The organism is Kastovskya adunca (assembly GCF_059505785.1).
The window spans coordinates 82531-100482 of sequence record NZ_JCACLG010000046.1; the positions used below are offsets into that span (position 1 = coordinate 82531).

Here is a 17952-nt window from a genome sequence, read left to right on the forward strand (position 1 = left end):
CGTCAATTGGCAAAATGGGGAGCAGGGGAGCAGGGGAGCAGGGGAGCAGGGGAGCAGGGGAGCAGGGGAGCCGAGGAGAACCAATAACCGAATTCACCCTTCATACTTCACCCTTCATACTTTCTCCCCTACTCAGGACTCAGGACTCAGGACTCAGGACTCACTTCCTTCCCCATTCCCCAACTAAAATGGTAGTAACACCTATTTTCATGATGATTTGAGTTGTAATGTTGCTCTTTTACTACTGGAAGTACTAGAACAAGACAAGCGATCGCAAATTTGTTTTGTCTCTTCTGCTCAAGAGTCATGTCAATACAGCCAAACCTGCCCACAAGGGTAGGGCTGTAAACCTCTTCTTTGCACAAGGTTATATGTCTAAACACGACTCCTTTTTGAGATGTTCTTTTTGCGGCAAATCTTCTGAGCAGGTTCGCAAACTAATTGCTGGCCCTGGCGTTTACATTTGTGATGAGTGTGTAGAACTGTGCAACGAAATTTTAGATGAGGAACTGCTAGACTCAGCGAGCGACACGATGATCCAGACGCCGTCGCCCTCTGAGCAGTACGCCGCCTACACTAACCGCAAAAAAGCACGTCTTGGCAATCAAATTAAGAAGCCAACAGAAATCAAGCAAGCGCTAGACGACTATGTTATCGGTCAGCAGCAAGCAAAAAAAGTTTTGTCAGTGGCAGTATATAACCACTACAAGCGCCTAATGATGGAGCCAAGCGAGGCGGATAAAGAGACATTGGATGAAAATGTGCAATTGCAAAAGTCTAATATCCTACTAATTGGGCCTACGGGTTGCGGTAAGACGCTGTTGGCGCAGACTTTGGCAGAGTTGCTGGATGTGCCGTTTGCGATCGCTGACGCCACAACCCTCACCGAAGCGGGATATGTGGGGGATGATGTAGAAAATATTTTGCTGCGGCTGCTGCAAGTTGCCGATTTTGATATAGAAGCTGCCGAACAAGGCATTATCTATATTGATGAAATTGATAAAATTGCTCGTAAAAGCGAAAACCCTTCGATTACACGCGATGTTTCTGGCGAAGGGGTGCAGCAGGCATTGTTGAAAATTTTAGAAGGAACAGTGGTGAGTGTCCCGCCCCAAGGTGGACGCAAGCACCCTTACCAGGAGTGCATCCAGATTGACACCAGCAAAATTCTGTTTGTCTGCGGTGGTGCATTTGTCGGTTTAGACAAAGTCGTAGAACAGCGCACCGGGAAAAAATCTATCGGGTTTGTGCAGGGCGATGAAGCCCAAGCGAAACAGCCGTCAAGCGTTGACCTCTGCAAGCACCTAGAACCGAATGATTTGATCAAGTTTGGGTTAATTCCCGAATTAATCGGTCGCTTGCCCATTGTGACAGCCGTAGAACCCCTTGATGAAGACAGCCTGATTTCCATCCTTACAGAACCGCGCAATGCTCCGGTAAAGCAGTATCAAAAACTGTTGAAAATGGACGATGTGCGCTTAGAGTTTCAAGCCGATGCCTTACGCGCGATCGCCCAAGAAGCCTTTCGCCGCAAAACCGGAGCCAGAGCCTTACGTGCCATCCTGGAAGAACTAATGCTAGAGGTAATGTACGAACTCCCCTCCCGCAAAGATGTCAAACTTTGCACAATCACCAAGGAAATGGTAGAAAAGCGCTCCACCGCCGAACTGCTGCTGCATCCCTCCTGGCGAACAAAGTCAGAATCGGCGTAGTTGTAGGGTGCGTTAGCGACAGCGTAACGCACCGCTTTGCTGAAGATGGTTGTGTTTGTGTGCCATCCTGAAAGCATCACTCCTCGGCACAACCTCATGCCTAACTATCGGAGACTCGCGGTTGCAGGCGGCACCTACTTCTTTACCCAAGTAACTTACCAGCGTCGCACTTGGTTGTGCAATGATATTGCTCGTGCTACTTTACGAGACGCGATTAATACGGTGCGTCAAACCTATCCGTTTTCAATCGATGCTTTCGTTCTCTTACCCGATCATCTCCACTGCATTTGGACTTTACCAGAGGGAGATAGCGACTATACCACGCGCTGGCGATTAATCAAAACACTTGTCACGAAACGCTGTGCAACTGAGCTGGCGCTTAATGCCAAGGTAACGGATTCACGCTCAAAACGTAAAGAAGGGAATCTTTGGCAGCGTCGATTTTGGGAACATCTGATTCGGGATGAGGTGGATTATGCTAGACATTGCCATTATATTCACTACAACCCAGTCAAACATGGCTTGTGCCAGACACCGATACAGTGGCGTTTTTCGAGCGTGCATCGATTTGTGGCGCAGGGAATTTATCCAGAAGACTGGGGAGTGCATCAGATGCCTGCTATACCAAGTCAGTGGGTGGGTGAGTAGTTTTTTATTGGGTGCGTTACGCTTCGCTAACGCACCCTACGGTTACTCAATCCCTAAATCCACAGCGACGCGATGAGCGCAGGCAAATCCTGAAAACGCTACTGCATTCAATCCCTGTCCTGGAAATGTACTATCGCCAACGCAGTAGAGTCGGGGGATAGACGTGCGGTTAAATGGCATCCCCAGCAACCCCATTAACTTGCGGCTGGGAATTGGGCCATAAGTTCCATCCTCACGCCCTAGAAAGCGGCGATGAGTGCGAGGCGTGCCGACTTCTTGGTAGTCTTGGGCAGCAACTAAACCGGGAAATAGTTTCTCTAAGCGATCGCATAACTTTGCCGCCGCCGCTTCCTTCTTTTCCTGGTACTCACTCGGCGACAAATCTTGCCAATCTTCAATCCAACTCGGCGTGAAGGTATGGATAATATGATGTCCCGGCGGTGCTAAATCCGGATCGAGTAGTGTCGGAATTGAGACAAAAATCGTCCCTTCTGCCTCCTCCATTTTGTCCCACTCTTCTAGCAAAATGTGGTGACACTCTGTTCCCGGCGGTAATACCTCTGCCTTAACCCCCAAGTGCACACTCAAGAAGCTGGGGGATTTTTGGTAACGCTTGCGCCATTTCCGTTCCTTTGCAGGCATTGATTCGGCTGGTAATAATTTGTCGAAGGTATCCCAGCGAGTAGCATTGGAGACAATTCGCTTGGCTCGGTACTCTTCCCCTGTCGCCAGTTGCACGCCGACGGCTTTACCATTCTCCGTCAAAATCTTACTAACTCTGGCTTTATAGCGAATCTGACTCCCGGCTTTTTCCAGCCCTTCTGCCAACTTTTGGGCAATTTGTCCGACGCCACCCTTGGGGTAATTGATGCCGCCGTAATGGCGATCGGAGAAGACCATCCCGGCATTGATCATCGGTGTCCGATCCGCAGGTACCACTGACCAGCAGTAGCACTCCATATCGATAAACTTCAGTAGCTGCGGATCGGTAATGTGCTTACGCGCAATATCCCCCGCATTCTGCGGCAAGTACTTCACCAATCCCAAACAAGCGAAGGGATGCTGGAAAAACACCCGCATTAGATATCCGGGTTCCTCCAAAGACAGCAACTCCATCGCATTCAAGCAATTAAATACCGTCCAGCACTCATCGTAAAACTTACGAATTCCTTCTCGCTCGTGAGGGAAATAGGCGGTTAGTTCTTGCAAAAACTTCTCATAATCTTTGTGAACTTTTAGCTCTAACCCTTGGGGAAGGTGATAGTGAATTTGTACTGGATCGGGAATGGTTTCCACACTGACATTCACCGCATCCAGCGCCCTAGTGAGCAAGTTGGTGGTGCCTTGGCTGCCAAAGCCAAAAATCATCGACGCCCCAACATCAAAGCGGTAGCCCTCGCGCTCGAAGTAACCTGCACTCCCACCAGGAATCAGATACCGCTCCAGAACCAAGACATTTGCACCTTTGGCAGCAAGCTGAGTTGCCGTCACTAGTCCCCCAATCCCGGAACCAATGACAATGACATCAAACTCAGATGCTTTGAAGCGATCGCGCTGCTGAGAGGTCGTAGAAGTCGCCGTCATAAAGTCAGTAAACTTACAGAATTGCCTGGATTTATAGTTTAGCTGGGATTGGCTGGCGACTGGCAAAACACAACGGACGATTAATAAATTCCCACTCAACACTCAATCAAAAAAAAAGCGGGGGCCAACTGGCGATCGCCTGCCGGTCCCACCTGCTGATCCTTAATGAGAGGAGAACACTGAAAATAACTATAGACTTATTGATAACTCTTGTCAACATAAATGCAAGTATTTTTCAATAGCCTGGGTAACTGAGCAAGATGATGTTTGACAAACACCAACAGGGACAGCAGGAAGGAAGTATGATGATTCAGGTTTTTGAGCAAGCATTCCCGATCTTTTTATGAGTCTGCAACTGCGTGTTTATGTTCCTGAGCATCCACTCATCAAGCACTGGCTGGGTGTTGCCCGTGATGCTGGTACCCCATCCGTCTTGTTCAGGAGCGCTATGACAGAATTGGGACGCTGGCTGACTTATGAGGCAGTTCGTAACAACTGGTTTCCCACAGAAGAGATTCAGGTGCAGACACCGCTTGCTCCTTGCCTAGCAACCGTCATTAACCCAGAAGTTCCGGTAGCCGTAGTGCCAATTCTGCGGGCGGGACTAGCATTGCTTGAGGGTGCCCAGAGTTTGCTCCCCCTAGCGTCTATTTACCATCTGGGTTTAAAGAGGAATGAAGAAACCCTAGAAGCAAGCTGTTACTTAAATAAGCTTCCAGAGCAGTTTGCTCCTCAGACACGGGTGTTGATTCCAGAACCGATGCTGGCAACAGGGGGTTCGATTATGATGGCGATGTCGGAACTGACAAATCGAGGGGTCGATCCGGCACTGGTGCGGATCGTCTCGGTAGTGTCAGCGCCTCCAGCATTGCAAAAGCTAGGTGCAGCTTATCCCAGCTTAAATATTTACACCGCCATGATTGACGAAGGGTTAAATGCCCAAGGGTTTATCGTCCCAGGGTTAGGAGATGCAGGCGATCGCGCCTTTGGCACCTTCTAAACCCGCTGATCAACGTTACAAGTTGCATCCTAAACAGTTGAAGTTGGCGGCGATCAGATGACTTCAACTCATTGGTCATCGGGGTCATCAACCGCTAATCTTGAGAAAAAGCTACGTTGAGAACAGAAGGTTTAAGATGAGTCAGCGCGAGGGTTTTTCAAGTGGATTTCTAGCTGGAGCCATAGTTGGCAGTCTAGTTGGCGGGGCGATCGGGGCGCTGATTGCTTCCGGACGTGGCAATGACGACACAGAGACGGGTGAAGAGCCATTACTCAAAAAGCAGCGTCGTTCAGAAGCCAAAGCCCTGAGAGGAAAACGGCGTCAGCTCAATGCCGAAGAAAGTATTGAAGTTGCACGTCGCAGCTTAGAAGATAAAATCGCCCAACTCAATAGCACCATCGATGAGGTTCGGACGCAGTTAGGGACAGTAAATGGTAACGTTGCGGAAATAGAGTCAGAGCAGTCACCCAGGCAAGAGCTGTAGAATTTCCTCTAGTCTCAAGTGCAAGTACTTTAGTATTGGTACGGTTTCTCGTAAACCGGAAGGCGGTGATATCCGTTAAACTTACTTCAAGGATTCATCCTTAAATAAAAATTACTTCAAGGAAATTTGTTTGATTATGAGTGCTACAGAGCTGCTAACCGACAGTCTCGCTAATTTTCTTCAGATCTATCTGATACTAATCTTTGTACGGATTTTGCTCACCTGGTTCCAAGGAATCAACTGGATGAGCCAGATTGCTGCATTTTTAAGCCCGATTACTGATCCTTACCTGAACATTTTTCGGTCATTCATTCCCCCACTGGGCGGATTAGACTTATCTCCAATTTTGGCGATTATCGTGCTGCAAGTAGTTACAGGACTCTTTGCTAGCCTCTAGCGAACTACACACCCTTAGAAGCTCTCGATTAATGGAGAAACGGTTACTGGCTAAAGCGCCAGTAAAATTTCTCCTTCCACTTTAGCGACGTACTCTGCCTGTAAAACCAGAGGCTTTAAATTGTTCAAGTTTTAACGGAGTCGCCATACTAGTCGGCACCGTAATTCTTAGATCAAAATCACTGACACCGGGAGGGACTTCATCAATTGAACCTAAGCGGGTGCGGTTTTGCAGGACGGGGTTATTGTTCGCGTCGTAAATGCGCCCAAAGATATCGGCATTAACAACCGGTTTGCCAGAAGTGTTCTCGGCTTTGCCTGTAACAAGGAAGCAATCTGCCGCTCTTCCGGAACCACCACCAGGTATCACTGTCCCTTCTGCCAATTCTGGAGGACATTCATGATAATCCAGGTCAAATAGTTCAATTTGGGTTAGAGCAAAAGCTTCAGGGGAAAATACCCAACTGGCAAGCCAGAATGCACAAGAAATTGTAATGACAGCTAAGGCTCGAAGTCGCATTTCTTTGCACCGTTATATTTCTATTGATGTGCTGATTTCCAATCCTCAGCTTACCTCAATGTCGGCAGTAGGCTCCCCCCATGATCTTTGACTCTAGGACTTCGCTGCTCTGCAAAAGCTAGCTAAGTCTGAGGATGGGGAATGTTTTCGGTATACAGGTTATTCTGAATAATTATCAGACCTTGCCACGGGATTGGTGAAAGTGAAACTTTCCTGACGTGCCATGACTCCAGCTAAGATTGCAGCCGCTTTGCAAACAGCCTTTCTTGAATGTGAGGCGGCTTTTTGTTCTCTGAATGAAATGCAGAAACAAATTTTGTTGAGTGTTGTCACTGAAGTCTTAATGGGGGAGATAGGGGGCGAAATGAGTATTACAGATCCCAACATAGATGCAGACAATCCCCTCAATGATCTCTCATTAGAGCAACGACAAGCCTTGCTCCAGTTTATTAGGGAACAGGAAAGTCAAGACCGTCCTTGGAAAATCAAGTTGCTGAATGACTGGTTGCACGACCGCGATTCGGGAACCGTGCAGTTTATTCGCGATCTTTATGGCCCTCAATGGCTGAATCGCATTAAACCCACCCATATTGCCCAGTTATTTGAGCAAGCCAAGTCAGCTTCGGCACTCAAACTCAATATTGGCGATCGCATTGAAGTCTCCAACGCCTTATGGGAGTGGGTACAAGAAGATGGCCCCTGTAGTCGGGAATGGTTTCCCTGTGAGGTTATTGCCCTTTCTCAGCACTCTGATAATGATGCCACCTACAGCAACGCCATCGTCCGTTTTGATAACGGCATGGAATTTGAGATTCAAGGGCTTTATCAGTGGAATCGCTATAATTGGCGTTGGTCTGATTAGGGCAATAAGCCCAGGTGCTGTTTCAGGGAGTGACGCATCACCTCTACAGGTGGGTTTTGTCCTGTCCAGATTTTAAAGGCAGCGACTCCTTGCTGCACGAGCATTTCTAAACCATCAATGGCGATCGCGCCCTGTTCTTGAGCCTGACGCAAAAACTGGGTGGGATTGGGAGTGTAAATTAGGTCGTAGGCGATCGCCTCTGACGGCAGTTTCCCGATTAAAGCAGCATCCAACGGTGACGCTTCGACATGGGGAGACATGCCCACAGGGGTGGCGTTGACAACTAGCTTGGCTTGCGGGAGGAGATGGGGAAGCTCACAAGAGTGATGAATAGATAGTGCCGCTTTTAGAGAGGAATTTGCCCAACGTTGCTGGAATTGCTGAAGTTTTTGCCGATCGCGCCCGACAACGCGAATTTCCCTACAGCCGAGTTCAGCACAGCCCACAACCACTGCACGGGCGGCACCCCCATTTCCTAAAATCAAGGGGGTAATTTGTCGCCAATCCCAGTCATAAGCTTTTAGGGGGGCAACAAATCCTTCAACATCGGTATTTGTGCCACTCCAACCGTTATCGGTGCGCCAGACAGTGTTGACGGCTCCAACCCCCTTTGCCACATCAGACACATCCGATAAGAAGGGCAAAATGGCTTGTTTGTGGGGAATAGTGATGCTAAAGCCCACTAAACCAATAGCTTCAAAACCAGCGATCGCCCTAGCTAAATCTGCCGCTTTTACAGGTAAGGGAAGATAGACATAGTCCAAGGCTAATTGCGCGATCGCGGCATTGTGCATTAGGGGCGAGAGAGAATGCTCAACGGGGTCGCCAATAACGCCTAGTAGTTTCGTTGTACCTATAATTAGCATCCTTAAAGCATAAAGCGATCGCGGCAACTTTATCATTTCTCTATTCAGTATTTATACAGAATTAATGTCAGGGCTTTAGAAATTAAAATTGAAACAAATTCAGCAAATATAGCTGAAAAATTTCCGCTCTCAGGCATATTTTCAGCATGAACTTGGTCAATGATTCCACGCTGCTCAAGCTGTTTGTCGAACATTCTCCGGCGGCTATTGCCATGTTCGACCGGGAGATGCGCTATCTATTGGTGAGTCGTCGGTGGCTAACGGATCGGGGTTTTGAACACCAGGACTTAGTTGGGCGTTCGTATTACGAGTTTGGCTGTGGAGATTTAGAGCAAGACTCTTTAAGGCTGAAACGGTGTTTAGCGGGAAGTAGCGAAACTTGGGAAGTGCATGAGCCTAATGAGAATGGCGTGATGGAGTGGATGAAGTGGGAAGTTTCACCCTGGATAGATAGTCAGGGGGAAATTGGCGGTGTGATGATGATGCGATCGCCACTACCCTTCAGGAATGCCGAGGGAGAATGTAGCAGCGCGGCGCGATCGCCTGATGCTGAGGTGGCGATCGCGACCAGTACTTTTGTTAGCAACACCAGCTTTGAAGAACGTTTGCGGACAGTCATTCAGAGTGCGCCCATCACCCTATTTGTCTTAGATTGTCAAGGCAAAATCACCTTACTCGAAGGAACGGCGACAGAGGCTTTAGGACTCGAAGCGGATGCAACTGTAGGACATTCAGTATTTGAGGTGTGTCAGCATTTCCCCCTGATGCTGGACGATGTGCATTCTGCGATGGCGGGGGAAGCGTTGACCTCTTTGATGGAAATTGGCGAGTTGACCTTTAAGATCCATTATTCGCCTCTGTGCGGCTTCGACAATGGGGTAACGGAGGTGATTGTTGTAGCGACCGACATCAGTGAACGTCGGCAAGCTGAGGAGGCGCTACGAGAAAGCGCCATACTACGCCAAAGCGAAGCTAAAAATCTTGCCCTCCTCAATGCCATCCCCGATGCAATCTTTCGCCTTCACCGCGATGGAACCTACCTGGAGATGCGGACAGACGCCAAGAAAGAGCTATTTGCCCCTCTCAGTCAACAAATTGGGGAAAACATCTACGACATATTACCGAAAGATGTTGCCGAGCAGCAGATGCATTATGTCCATCAAGCCCTGCAAACTGGGGAAACGCAGATCTTTGAGTACGGGCTAGTGGTAGAGGGCGAACAGCATGATTATGAAGCGCGGCTGGTGATGAATGGGCAAGATGAAGTACTAGCGATCGTCCGAGACATTACCGAGCGGAAAAAAGTTGAGCGCTTGAAAAATGAATTTGTCTCTATCGTCAGCCACGAATTAAGAACTCCCCTCACATCCGTGCAAGGTTCTTTGAGTCTGATTGCTGGGGGAGTTGGGGGCGTGATTCCCCCAGAAGCGAAAGCACTGGTTGATATTGCTTACAAAAATAGCGAACGCTTGATTTTGCTGATCAATGACATTTTAGATATTGAGAAAATCAAGTCCGGGCAAATGGACTTCCATCTCAATCCTCTGGAAGTCGTTCCCCTGGTAGAGCAAGCCATTGAAGTCAATCGGGCTTATGCCGAACAGTTTGGCGTGAAGTTATTAGTAGAGCCTGCTTCTAATGAACTGAAGGTGAATGTAGACCGCGATCGCCTGATGCAAGTCTTGACCAATCTCCTCTCTAACGCCATCAAATTCTCTCCCTCTAACGAGACAGTGACAATTTGTGTTTCCCGTTATGGGGAATGGGGGAATCAGGAAACCATGTCCCTACCCCCAAAAAATCAGGACTCAGCACTCTCTTGCCCCTTTATCCGTATCGCCATCCTTGATAATGGTTCTGGCATTCCGGCAGAATTTCAGTCGCAAATTTTTGAAAAATTTGCCCAAGCCGATGCCTCAGATACGCGACGACAGGCAGGAACGGGCTTGGGTTTAAGTATTTGTAAAGCGATCATCGACAAACTCGGCGGACACATCGGTTTTGAAAGTCGAATAAATGGGGGGACAACCTTCTATTTCGATTTACCGGAGTGGAAGGTTGCGGCACACTCACCATTGCCAATATCTGCAATTAGCCCCAGCCCCAGGATCTCTGTCCAACCTCGGATTTTGGTTTGTGAAGACGACCCTGATATTGCCACACTACTCAGCTTGATTTTGCAGCAAGGCGACTTTGCCACCGACATCGCCTATGATGCTGCACAAGCCAAGCAGCTACTGACAAAAAATCGTTATGCGGCAATGACTGTAGATTTGGCGCTTCCCGATCAAAGTGGGATTTCTTTAGTTCGCGAACTGCGAGAGCAAGAAAGCACCCAGCGATTACCGATTATTGTGGTTTCTGCCAAAGCTCAGCAAGGGAGGGAAGAACTTAGAGGCGGTGGCTTTGCTGTAATTGACTGGTTGGATAAACCCATCGACCAAGAGCGATTAATGGCAGCAGTTAGACAGGCGTTTATAACGCCAGCAGGTAGGAAGCCCCAAATCCTGCATGTTGAAGATGACCCGGATTTAACGCAAGTCATCTTTGCAATTTTGTCTAATCTGGTGGAAATTGACACGGCTGCCAATCTCCAAGAAGCCAAACAAAAACTGCAACAAAAAAGCTTTGATTTAGTTATTCTTGACCTAAGTTTGCCCGATGGTTCTGGGTTGGAGTTGTTACCGTACCTAAACAGTCAGTCTCAATTTCCGATCCCGGTGCTAGTTTTCTCGGCAAAAGAAGTCAGCATGGAGTCGGCTAACCAGGTAGCGGCTGCCCTGGTTAAGTCCCGCACCTCAAATCAGCAATTGCTCGATACCATTCGTTCTTTGATCGACTCGTGACATACAGACATAGAGGGAGTCTATGTATCCACACAATAAATCAAAGATTATGGAGTGGGGCTAATGCTCTTTTTAAACTCCCTCAGCAAGTTAAACATAACTTTATGGCACCTCCTCTGACTCGTATCCTGTTTGTGGAAGATGACCCTGATATCCAGACGGTAGCTAGTTTGGGGCTGCAAGCGGTTGGGGGGTTCACGGTGAAAATTTGTTCGTCTGGAAAAGAAGCAATTCAAGAAGCCCCCCTATTTGCACCTGAGCTGATTCTGCTTGATGTCATGATGCCGGGGATGGATGGAATCACTACCCTCAAAGCGCTACGGGAATTGCCGTCAGGGGTCAATACCCCAGTTATTTTCTTGACTGCTAAAGTCCAAACTCATGAAGTGGCGTACTACAAGCAACTTGGTGTGCTGGATGTCATTGCTAAGCCCTTCGACCCAATGACTCTCTCGACAACCATCAATCAGATCTGGTTGAAGTATCATGGCTGAGACACTTAAGGATGTTCAAGAACAGCTCGATAATTTACGTCAGAGATATACCCAGCATCTCCCAGAGCGGGTTGAGCAAGTTGCCGCGACGTGGAATCAATGGTTGCAAGGTCAGCAGACAGCATCAGAGGAAGAGGCTATTAGTTATGTTTCGACGCTGCACCACCTGACTCATCGATTGGCGGGTTCAAGTGCGACCTTTGGCTGCAATCAGGTCTATGATGCAGCACGGACAATGGAGATGTTTTGTAAGTCGATCTTGGAAGGAAGCAAAGTACTAACGACCCAACAGCAAGTTGAGATGGGTAGTTTGCTGGCGACATTAAGGAGTGCCGCGATCGCCCAGCTAGCCAGCGTTGACAAGGTAGACTTTCCTGAGTTGCCCTTGACACAACCAGAGTACCCTCAAATTATTGAATCGGTGAGCGAATCCCATGATCGGCTAATTTTTTTGGTGGAAGATGACCTGGAGTTGGCTCAAGATTTGGCATTACAAATAAGCTGCTTTGGGTATCGGGTTCAATCTTTTAGCGAGTTTAGTGAGTTTGAGAAGGCACTGGCTCAAACAACCCCAGCGGCGGCGATTGTGGATGTGGTCTTTCCTGAAGAAAAGCTTGCCGGTCCCAAAACGATCGCGGCAATTCAGCAGGCGCGAGAGCAACCATTGCCTGTGTTGTTTATCTCCTGTCGCAGTGACTTGATGGCTCGCTTGCAGGCAGTACGCGCAGGAGGACAGGCGTATTTTTCCAAACCGATCGAGGTGGGAGAGTTAATTGACGCCCTCGATCACTTAACGGCTCGGAAAACGACAGAGCCATACCGCATTTTAGCGATCGAAGATGATGCTTCTTTAGCTGCCTACTATGCGTTGACGTTGCAAAAGGCGGGAATGGTGGTGGATGTGGTCACCGATCCCTTGGAAGTGATGTTGCCGTTGATTGAGTTTCGCCCTGACCTGATTTTGATGGATATGTATATGCCCGGTTGCGATGGTTTGGAATTGGCAGCGCTAATTCGCCAACAACCTGCCTATGTGGGAATACCGATTGTATTTCTTTCTAGAGAAACGGATTTTAATAAACAGCTAACGGCGATCGCTTTGGGAGGAGATGATTTTCTCACTAAACCGATTCACCCCCACCATCTGATTGCGTCCATTATTCCCAGAGTGCAGCGGTCGCGTTTGTTGCGATCGCTAATGGTCTGCGATAGCCTGACAGGTTTGCTTAACCACACCGCAGTTAAGGAGCAATTGAGTACCGAGGTAAAACGGGCTAGCCGACAGCAAACTCCCCTGGCATTTGCCATGATTGATATTGATGGCTTTAAAAATGTCAACGACAACTACGGTCATCTCACAGGCGATCGCGTTCTCAAAAGCCTCTCACGTCTGTTGCAGCAGCGTCTGCGCTCCACTGATATCAAGGGTCGTTACGGAGGAGAAGAATTTGCGATTATTCTCCCTAATACCGATGGTGCCAATGCCTTGGAGATTCTCGATCAAATGCGCTCAGACTTCGCCCAAGTGCGACAACAAGCAGAAGGCACAGAGTTCTCTGTCACCTTTAGCTGTGGTATCGCCACCTTCTCCAACTATACTGATGCGACTCAACTCAATGAAGCCGCAGACAGGGCACTGTACGAAGCTAAAAACCAAGGACGAAATCGGGTAGTGCTGGGGGAAGTGTGAGGATAGTCCTGAGTCCTGAGTTCTGAGTCCTGAGTAGGGGAGAAAGTATGAAGTATGAAGTGTGAAGTATGAAGTATGAAATAGGCGATTGGAGTAATGGCTAATCGTCGTCAATTTTTCTCTCCCCTGCACCCCTGCACCCCTGCTCCCCTGCTCCCCATCACCTCGACTTACCGACTAAATAAATAACAAATGACTAATAATTTACAGCGATTAGTTATTGAACCGACGCAGCAGCGAGATCGGGAGATTTTTTTGACGACCTCGCAGCAGCATTATTTGGGGCGGGTGTTGCGGCTAAAGGAAGGCGATCGCTTTATTGCGATGGATGGGAAAGGGCAGTGGCTGCTGGCTTGTTTGGATGCGACACTCACCCAAGCACGCGTGATTGAAGTAGTTGCGGTGGAGACAGAGTTACCTGTGGCGGTGACGCTGGTGGTGGCTTTGCCGAAGGGGAATGGTTTTGATCAGGTGGTGACTCAGGCGACGGAGTTGGGGGTGAGTTGTTTCGTGCCTGTAATTAGCGATCGCACGTTGCTCAAACCCAGCCCTCGCAAGCTTGAACGCTGGCAGCGCCTTGCTCAAGAAGCAGCGGAACAATCGGAACGGCAAGTTGTGCCCACAATTTTGGAACCTGTTGATTTTCGGCACTACCTGGTAGGATTGAACGCCACCAATACTGAGAACATCCAACAATATATTTGTGTGGCGCGAAATCAGGCGGCAATGCATCTTCAAACAGCCTTGAATGCTACCCGTAGCCCCTCAATTGCGCTCGCAATCGGCCCAGAGGGGGGATGGACAGCAGAGGAAGTAGAAATGGCGATCGCGGCAGGCTTCCAAAGCGTTTCTCTAGGACAACGCATCCTCCGCGCTGTCACTGCCCCGATTGTTGCACTTTCTTTAGCTGCTGCTGTAATTGAAGGATATTCCTGAGTGCTGAGTCCTGAGTGCTGAGTCCTGAGTAAAGAAGAAAGTATGAAGGGTGAAGTATGAAGGGTGAAGTATGAAGTATGAAGTATGAAGTATGAAGTATGAAGGGTAAGAGGTTCTCCTCTGCTCCTCTGCTCCTCTGCTCCTCTGCTCCTCTGCACCCCTGCTCCCCTGCTCCCCCGCACCCCCGCTCCCCCGCACCCCTGCTCCCCTGCTCCCCCGCTCCCCCATCACCCCATTCCCATGATTGAGCAAGTTGCCGACGCATTTAAGCGCGAAGATTACAAAACGGCTGCCCGCCTCCTGAAGCAGCTTGTAAAGGAGGAACCCAAAAACTTTTGGGTACGATTTTATGTGGGTCGTCTTCATGAAGCCACAGGTAAGCTAGACGAGGCAGAAGCGGTTTACCGAAAGCTACTGCAAGGGACAACTAATCCGAAGATCATGTCGCAAGCGCGTCAGGGACTAGCACGCTTAGAAGCGATGGAACAAGAACAGCGCCAACAAGCGCTGACTCAAGCAACGGCTGACCCTAACAGTGGAGAACCGGGTGTTTTGGTACTAGAACCAATCGCCTCGGAACATAGAGCGATCGCGGCTCAACAGTTTGCCCGGATCATGAAGCTAGACCCCTACACGGCGCGGCTACAACTGCCTAGTCGCGGTTGGCGTCTCTATCGTACGGGAGCGATCGGAGAGCTGCAATTCTATACAAAGACGCTGCAACAAGCCGAGATTCCTTGCTTTTGCACTGCCTTGAGCGCTATTCAAAACATCAATGTCTTCAGTGTCAGTTATTTCAACAACGTCGTACCTCAAGCCAGTGTTGTTTGCCAAAATGACCAGGGTCAACTGGGAGGGCTAACCTTTAACTGGTCAGAAGTAACAGCACGGGTAGAAGGGCTTGTACCGATTTTTGAAGCCGTTTTAGACCAAGATGCCCGTCGTAAATTACTCCGGAAGACAAAAACCCTAGATTATGTCCAGTTTTGCGACCTGCATTTACCAGCGCGAAATAGTATCCTCCGCTTATGCGATCGCCATTACCAGTTTCAGCAAGGCATTGCTTTTTCCTCACAACAAGAAGCTGTCCAACCGATCGCTCAGGCGACAACGAGAATAAATTGGAACAACTTACTAGATTTCCTCAGCCAGCAACTCCCCCAAACCCCAAGAAGCTCTGATTTCACTATCTTTGCCGAAACCGCTGTTGACTTTGCCGAAATGCTAAGTCATCTCCCTTCTCATATCAACTTATCTCGCCGAGAAGACACCCCTAAAGATTCCGTCTGGGATTCAGCTTTTCAGTTATACAGCGGGTTAGTTTTCTTGAAGTAGCGATACGCGCTTTTCGGGCTTGGGTGAGAGAGCAACAGCGTGGGTGAGGATTAGAGCAAGAGTGAAGCTATTATTTCCTCAAAAAAACCTGCCATCGACAGCTATCGGCGGCAGGTGTGGATTTAGACTGAAATTGATTAGGCGTCAGCTTGACTGTTTAACAACGCTTCTAAAGCTTCTGTTGCTAGATCAGTCATGGAGCGACCTTGCTTTGATGCAGCAGATTTCACGCGTTCGTAGAGTTCGTCACGAACACCAATGCGGTAGCGTGTTTTACCTGTAGTTTTTATTGTGCTTGATGCCGTGGGAGGGATGACCTCATTCACTAAGCCTGTATCAGATTGAGAGTCAACGGAAGGAGACTCGTAGGTGATGGTGAATTCGCGGATGGCATCTAAACCAACGCGATCGCAAAAATCTCCAAAACTTTCACCCGCATTTTTTTCTTGCTTAAAGAAGGTAAAAATAGGTGCCAGGAAAGTTTCCAGCTCATGAATCGGCATCCGATCCACATAGGTTTGTGCCAAACGGGTCTGATTTGGAGAACCTCCGAGCCAAACTTGGTAAGTATCCGGTGCACTACCCACAAACCCTAACTCTGCCATGTAAGGTCTGGCGCAACCATTCGGACATCCGGTCATCCGCACGGCGAAATACTCGTTCTGTAAGCCGAGTTGATCTAGCAGTTCCCGAATCCGCTTGAGTATTCCAGGGGCGGCTCGTTCTGACTCAGCGATCGCCAAGCCACAGGTTGGGAGGGCTGGGCAAGCCATTGAATAGCGTACTAATGGCTCAATGCCCTCTGGAGAGATTTGGATGCCGTGCTGGTCAAGCAGACGCTCAATTGCTAGCTGCTGCTCTGGCTCAATCTCGTAAATGATGATGTTGTGGTTCGCCGTGAGCCGCATTGGGAAAGCAAACTGCTGAGTAATTTCCCGCAAAGCACTTTTTAGGCGGAAGGTGCCTTCATCTTGTACTCGACCATTTTCAATGGAAAGCCCCAGGAACAGTTTCCCGTCTCCTTGCTCGTTCCACCCCAAGTAATCGTGGTACTTGAAAGACGGTAAGGGTTTGTAAGAGGCGATCGCTTTACCGAAGTATTCTTCAACTTTCGCCTTGAACTTCTCAACGCCCCAATCGTTGAGCAGGTACTTCATCCGCGCATGACGCCGATTGGCGCGATCTCCATAATCCCGTTGCGTCGCCAGAATCGCCTTCAGCAAGTCGTAAACATCCGCTTTATCGACATAGCCAATGGCATCAGCCATGCGAGCAAAGGTCTCTTCTTTATTATGGGTACGCCCTAAACCACCACCCGCGAGAACATTAAATCCTTGGAGTTCGCCTTGGTCATTTGTGATCACCACCAAGCTGACATCTTGAGTATAGATATCAATTGAGTTGTCTCCCGGAACGGTTACAGCACACTTAAACTTCCGAGGCATGTAATGTTTCCCGTAGAGTGGCTCCTCTTTGTCCGGGATATTGGTGCCGTTGGTATCCCGCAGTCGGGCTGCTTTGATCTCTGGATCTTCTTCAGCACTGATGGCTTTTTCGCCATCTAGCCAAAGCTCATAATAAGCGCCTGTCTGAGGGGTCAATAGGTCGGCAATTTTGTTGGCGTATTCCCAGGCATACTGATACTCAACAGCGCTTTTGTAAGGAGCAGGGGGAGCCATGACATTGCGGTTCAAGTCGCCGCAAGCGCCCAAGGTTGACCCCATGTTGCGGATAATTGAGGCGATCGCTTCTTTTAAGTTCTGCTTCAGGATGCCGTGAATCTGAAAGCCTTGACGCGTAGTCACGCGGAGGGTCTTGTTACCGTACTCCTCAGATAACTGATCGAGGGCAAGATACAACTCCGGTGGCAGAAACCCCCCTGGAGAACGAGTCCGCAGCATAAACTGGTAGTCTTTCTCCTGCCCTTTGACCCGATTATCCCGGTTATCTTGTTGATAAGACCCGTGAAACTTAAGAATTTGCAGGGCATCTTCTGAGAAATGCGTCGTGTCTTGCTGCAGCTCAGTTGCCACCGGTTCGCGCAAGTAATTACTACGTTCTTTGATTCCTTCTACCTTGGAAGTTTTGCGGACTGGGGAAGTCTGAGTATTAACCATTTGAGCTACAAGTCTGAACGGGTAAACGCTATTTCCGGTAAATCGGTCGGAAAAGGTGTGAATATATTTATCCTAATACTAGTTTCCCTGAGCTTGGCGATCGCGTGCGAAATCCTAAGACAAACTCAACAATCACGCCAGTCAAAAGGGGGCTAGGGAGGTATTAAGACCTATTGATATTAATGAAAAAAGGACAGACAGATTGCCTGCCCTACCAGCCTAGGAATTTTTTGAGATTAGAACATCTTACTTGTGAAGTACCTCAGCTTGTTTCGACAACTGCGGCTGACAAGGACGGTTTTATTCGTCTTTTGGTGCCGCTTCCTTCGCTGTATGTCAACTTGAGGAGTTGCTGTAGCGACGGTAGCGATCGCGTTTGTACGGGGTTAAGTAGGTGTAAGACGCTACAGATATTTTCCTGGCTTCCCCTTTTTTAAGCCCTATTGGGGAGGAGCTATGTGT

The 17952-nt window shown here is 48.8% G+C and carries 15 protein-coding genes; 11 read left to right on the forward strand and 4 right to left on the reverse strand.

The window, feature by feature from the left end:
• The first annotated feature begins 371 nt into the window (after positions 1-371).
• Positions 372-1712 (forward strand): ATP-dependent protease ATP-binding subunit ClpX, encoded by a 1341-nt coding sequence (clpX, locus tag AC5JR3_RS17380; RefSeq protein ID WP_495847806.1) that lies wholly within the window; start codon positions 372-374, stop codon positions 1710-1712.
• Between the two features lie 96 nt (positions 1713-1808).
• The gene (locus tag AC5JR3_RS17385; protein ID WP_495847807.1) at positions 1809-2360 is read left to right on the forward strand and encodes an REP-associated tyrosine transposase; all 552 of its coding nucleotides are present in this window, start codon (positions 1809-1811) and stop codon (positions 2358-2360) included.
• Between the two features lie 42 nt (positions 2361-2402).
• Here the strand turns inward: AC5JR3_RS17385 and crtH are convergent, their stop codons facing one another.
• A complete protein-coding gene (gene crtH / locus AC5JR3_RS17390; RefSeq protein ID WP_495847808.1) occupies positions 2403-3944 on the reverse strand; it encodes a carotenoid isomerase in 1542 nt (513 codons plus the stop codon).
• A gap of 343 nt (positions 3945-4287) precedes the next feature.
• Here crtH and upp point away from each other — a divergent pair, with 343 nt between their 5' ends.
• The 3 genes from upp to AC5JR3_RS17405 all read left to right on the forward strand — a co-directional run bounded on the left by upp (position 4288) and on the right by AC5JR3_RS17405 (position 5825).
• Positions 4288-4944, forward strand: coding sequence for a uracil phosphoribosyltransferase (upp, locus tag AC5JR3_RS17395; protein WP_495847809.1), 657 nt, complete (start codon positions 4288-4290; stop codon positions 4942-4944).
• A gap of 136 nt (positions 4945-5080) precedes the next feature.
• A complete protein-coding gene (locus AC5JR3_RS17400; protein WP_495847810.1) occupies positions 5081-5428 on the forward strand; it encodes a ssl2009 family thylakoid membrane protein in 348 nt (115 codons plus the stop codon).
• Positions 5429-5564: 136 nt separating this feature from the next.
• Entirely contained in the window at positions 5565-5825 is a 261-nt protein-coding gene (locus AC5JR3_RS17405; RefSeq protein WP_495847811.1) for a YggT family protein, read from the forward strand.
• An 81-nt stretch (positions 5826-5906) separates the two neighbouring features.
• On the opposite strand, the gene AC5JR3_RS17410 is transcribed toward AC5JR3_RS17405, so the two are convergent.
• Positions 5907-6344, reverse strand: coding sequence for a hypothetical protein (locus AC5JR3_RS17410; protein ID WP_495847812.1), 438 nt, complete (start codon positions 6342-6344; stop codon positions 5907-5909).
• Positions 6345-6567: 223 nt separating this feature from the next.
• Between AC5JR3_RS17410 and AC5JR3_RS17415 the strand changes: the two genes are divergently transcribed.
• Positions 6568-7206, forward strand: coding sequence for a hypothetical protein (locus tag AC5JR3_RS17415; RefSeq protein WP_495847813.1), 639 nt, complete (start codon positions 6568-6570; stop codon positions 7204-7206).
• Here AC5JR3_RS17415 and AC5JR3_RS17420 read toward each other — a convergent pair.
• A complete protein-coding gene (locus AC5JR3_RS17420) occupies positions 7203-8108 on the reverse strand; it encodes a shikimate dehydrogenase (protein ID WP_495847814.1) in 906 nt (301 codons plus the stop codon). The two genes, AC5JR3_RS17415 and AC5JR3_RS17420, sit on opposite strands and share 4 nt — an antisense overlap.
• Positions 8109-8218: 110 nt before the next feature.
• Between AC5JR3_RS17420 and AC5JR3_RS17425 the strand changes: the two genes are divergently transcribed.
• The 5 genes from AC5JR3_RS17425 (at position 8219) to AC5JR3_RS17445 (ending at position 15373) form a co-directional block, all read left to right on the forward strand.
• Positions 8219-10918: a PAS domain-containing protein gene (locus AC5JR3_RS17425; protein WP_495847815.1), complete on the forward strand. Its 2700-nt coding sequence runs from the start codon at positions 8219-8221 to the stop codon at positions 10916-10918.
• 104 nt (positions 10919-11022) lie between these two features.
• The gene (locus tag AC5JR3_RS17430) at positions 11023-11412 is read left to right on the forward strand and encodes a response regulator (RefSeq protein ID WP_495847816.1); all 390 of its coding nucleotides are present in this window, start codon (positions 11023-11025) and stop codon (positions 11410-11412) included.
• Positions 11405-13102, forward strand: a complete 1698-nt coding sequence (locus tag AC5JR3_RS17435; RefSeq protein ID WP_495847817.1) for a diguanylate cyclase domain-containing protein — start codon at positions 11405-11407, stop codon at positions 13100-13102. The genes AC5JR3_RS17430 and AC5JR3_RS17435 overlap by 8 nt, the downstream gene beginning before the upstream one ends.
• A 192-nt stretch (positions 13103-13294) precedes the next feature.
• Positions 13295-14038: a 16S rRNA (uracil(1498)-N(3))-methyltransferase gene (locus AC5JR3_RS17440; protein WP_495847818.1), complete on the forward strand. Its 744-nt coding sequence runs from the start codon at positions 13295-13297 to the stop codon at positions 14036-14038.
• Between the two features lie 240 nt (positions 14039-14278).
• The gene (locus AC5JR3_RS17445; RefSeq protein WP_495847819.1) at positions 14279-15373 is read left to right on the forward strand and encodes a tetratricopeptide repeat protein; all 1095 of its coding nucleotides are present in this window, start codon (positions 14279-14281) and stop codon (positions 15371-15373) included.
• Between the two features lie 137 nt (positions 15374-15510).
• Here AC5JR3_RS17445 and sir read toward each other — a convergent pair whose 3' ends face one another.
• A complete protein-coding gene (sir, locus tag AC5JR3_RS17450; RefSeq protein ID WP_495847820.1) occupies positions 15511-17490 on the reverse strand; it encodes a sulfite reductase, ferredoxin dependent in 1980 nt (659 codons plus the stop codon).
• Between the last annotated feature and the right edge of the window lie 462 nt (positions 17491-17952).

What these genes read in the sequence shown, in the direction of transcription:
- clpX (WP_495847806.1), top strand. Translation starts at nt 372, where the DNA reads ATGTCTAAACACGACTCCTTTTTGAGATGTTCTTTTTGCGGCAAATCT.
- AC5JR3_RS17385 (WP_495847807.1), top strand. Translation starts at nt 1,809, where the DNA reads ATGCCTAACTATCGGAGACTCGCGGTTGCAGGCGGCACCTACTTCTTT.
- crtH (WP_495847808.1), bottom strand. Translation starts at nt 3,944, where the DNA reads ATGACGGCGACTTCTACGACCTCTCAGCAGCGCGATCGCTTCAAAGCA.
- upp (WP_495847809.1), top strand. Translation starts at nt 4,288, where the DNA reads ATGAGTCTGCAACTGCGTGTTTATGTTCCTGAGCATCCACTCATCAAG.
- AC5JR3_RS17400 (WP_495847810.1), top strand. Translation starts at nt 5,081, where the DNA reads ATGAGTCAGCGCGAGGGTTTTTCAAGTGGATTTCTAGCTGGAGCCATA.
- AC5JR3_RS17405 (WP_495847811.1), top strand. Translation starts at nt 5,565, where the DNA reads ATGAGTGCTACAGAGCTGCTAACCGACAGTCTCGCTAATTTTCTTCAG.
- AC5JR3_RS17410 (WP_495847812.1), bottom strand. Translation starts at nt 6,344, where the DNA reads ATGCGACTTCGAGCCTTAGCTGTCATTACAATTTCTTGTGCATTCTGG.
- AC5JR3_RS17415 (WP_495847813.1), top strand. Translation starts at nt 6,568, where the DNA reads ATGACTCCAGCTAAGATTGCAGCCGCTTTGCAAACAGCCTTTCTTGAA.
- AC5JR3_RS17420 (WP_495847814.1), bottom strand. Translation starts at nt 8,108, where the DNA reads ATGATAAAGTTGCCGCGATCGCTTTATGCTTTAAGGATGCTAATTATA.
- AC5JR3_RS17425 (WP_495847815.1), top strand. Translation starts at nt 8,219, where the DNA reads ATGAACTTGGTCAATGATTCCACGCTGCTCAAGCTGTTTGTCGAACAT.
- AC5JR3_RS17430 (WP_495847816.1), top strand. Translation starts at nt 11,023, where the DNA reads ATGGCACCTCCTCTGACTCGTATCCTGTTTGTGGAAGATGACCCTGAT.
- AC5JR3_RS17435 (WP_495847817.1), top strand. Translation starts at nt 11,405, where the DNA reads ATGGCTGAGACACTTAAGGATGTTCAAGAACAGCTCGATAATTTACGT.
- AC5JR3_RS17440 (WP_495847818.1), top strand. Translation starts at nt 13,295, where the DNA reads ATGACTAATAATTTACAGCGATTAGTTATTGAACCGACGCAGCAGCGA.
- AC5JR3_RS17445 (WP_495847819.1), top strand. Translation starts at nt 14,279, where the DNA reads ATGATTGAGCAAGTTGCCGACGCATTTAAGCGCGAAGATTACAAAACG.
- sir (WP_495847820.1), bottom strand. Translation starts at nt 17,490, where the DNA reads ATGGTTAATACTCAGACTTCCCCAGTCCGCAAAACTTCCAAGGTAGAA.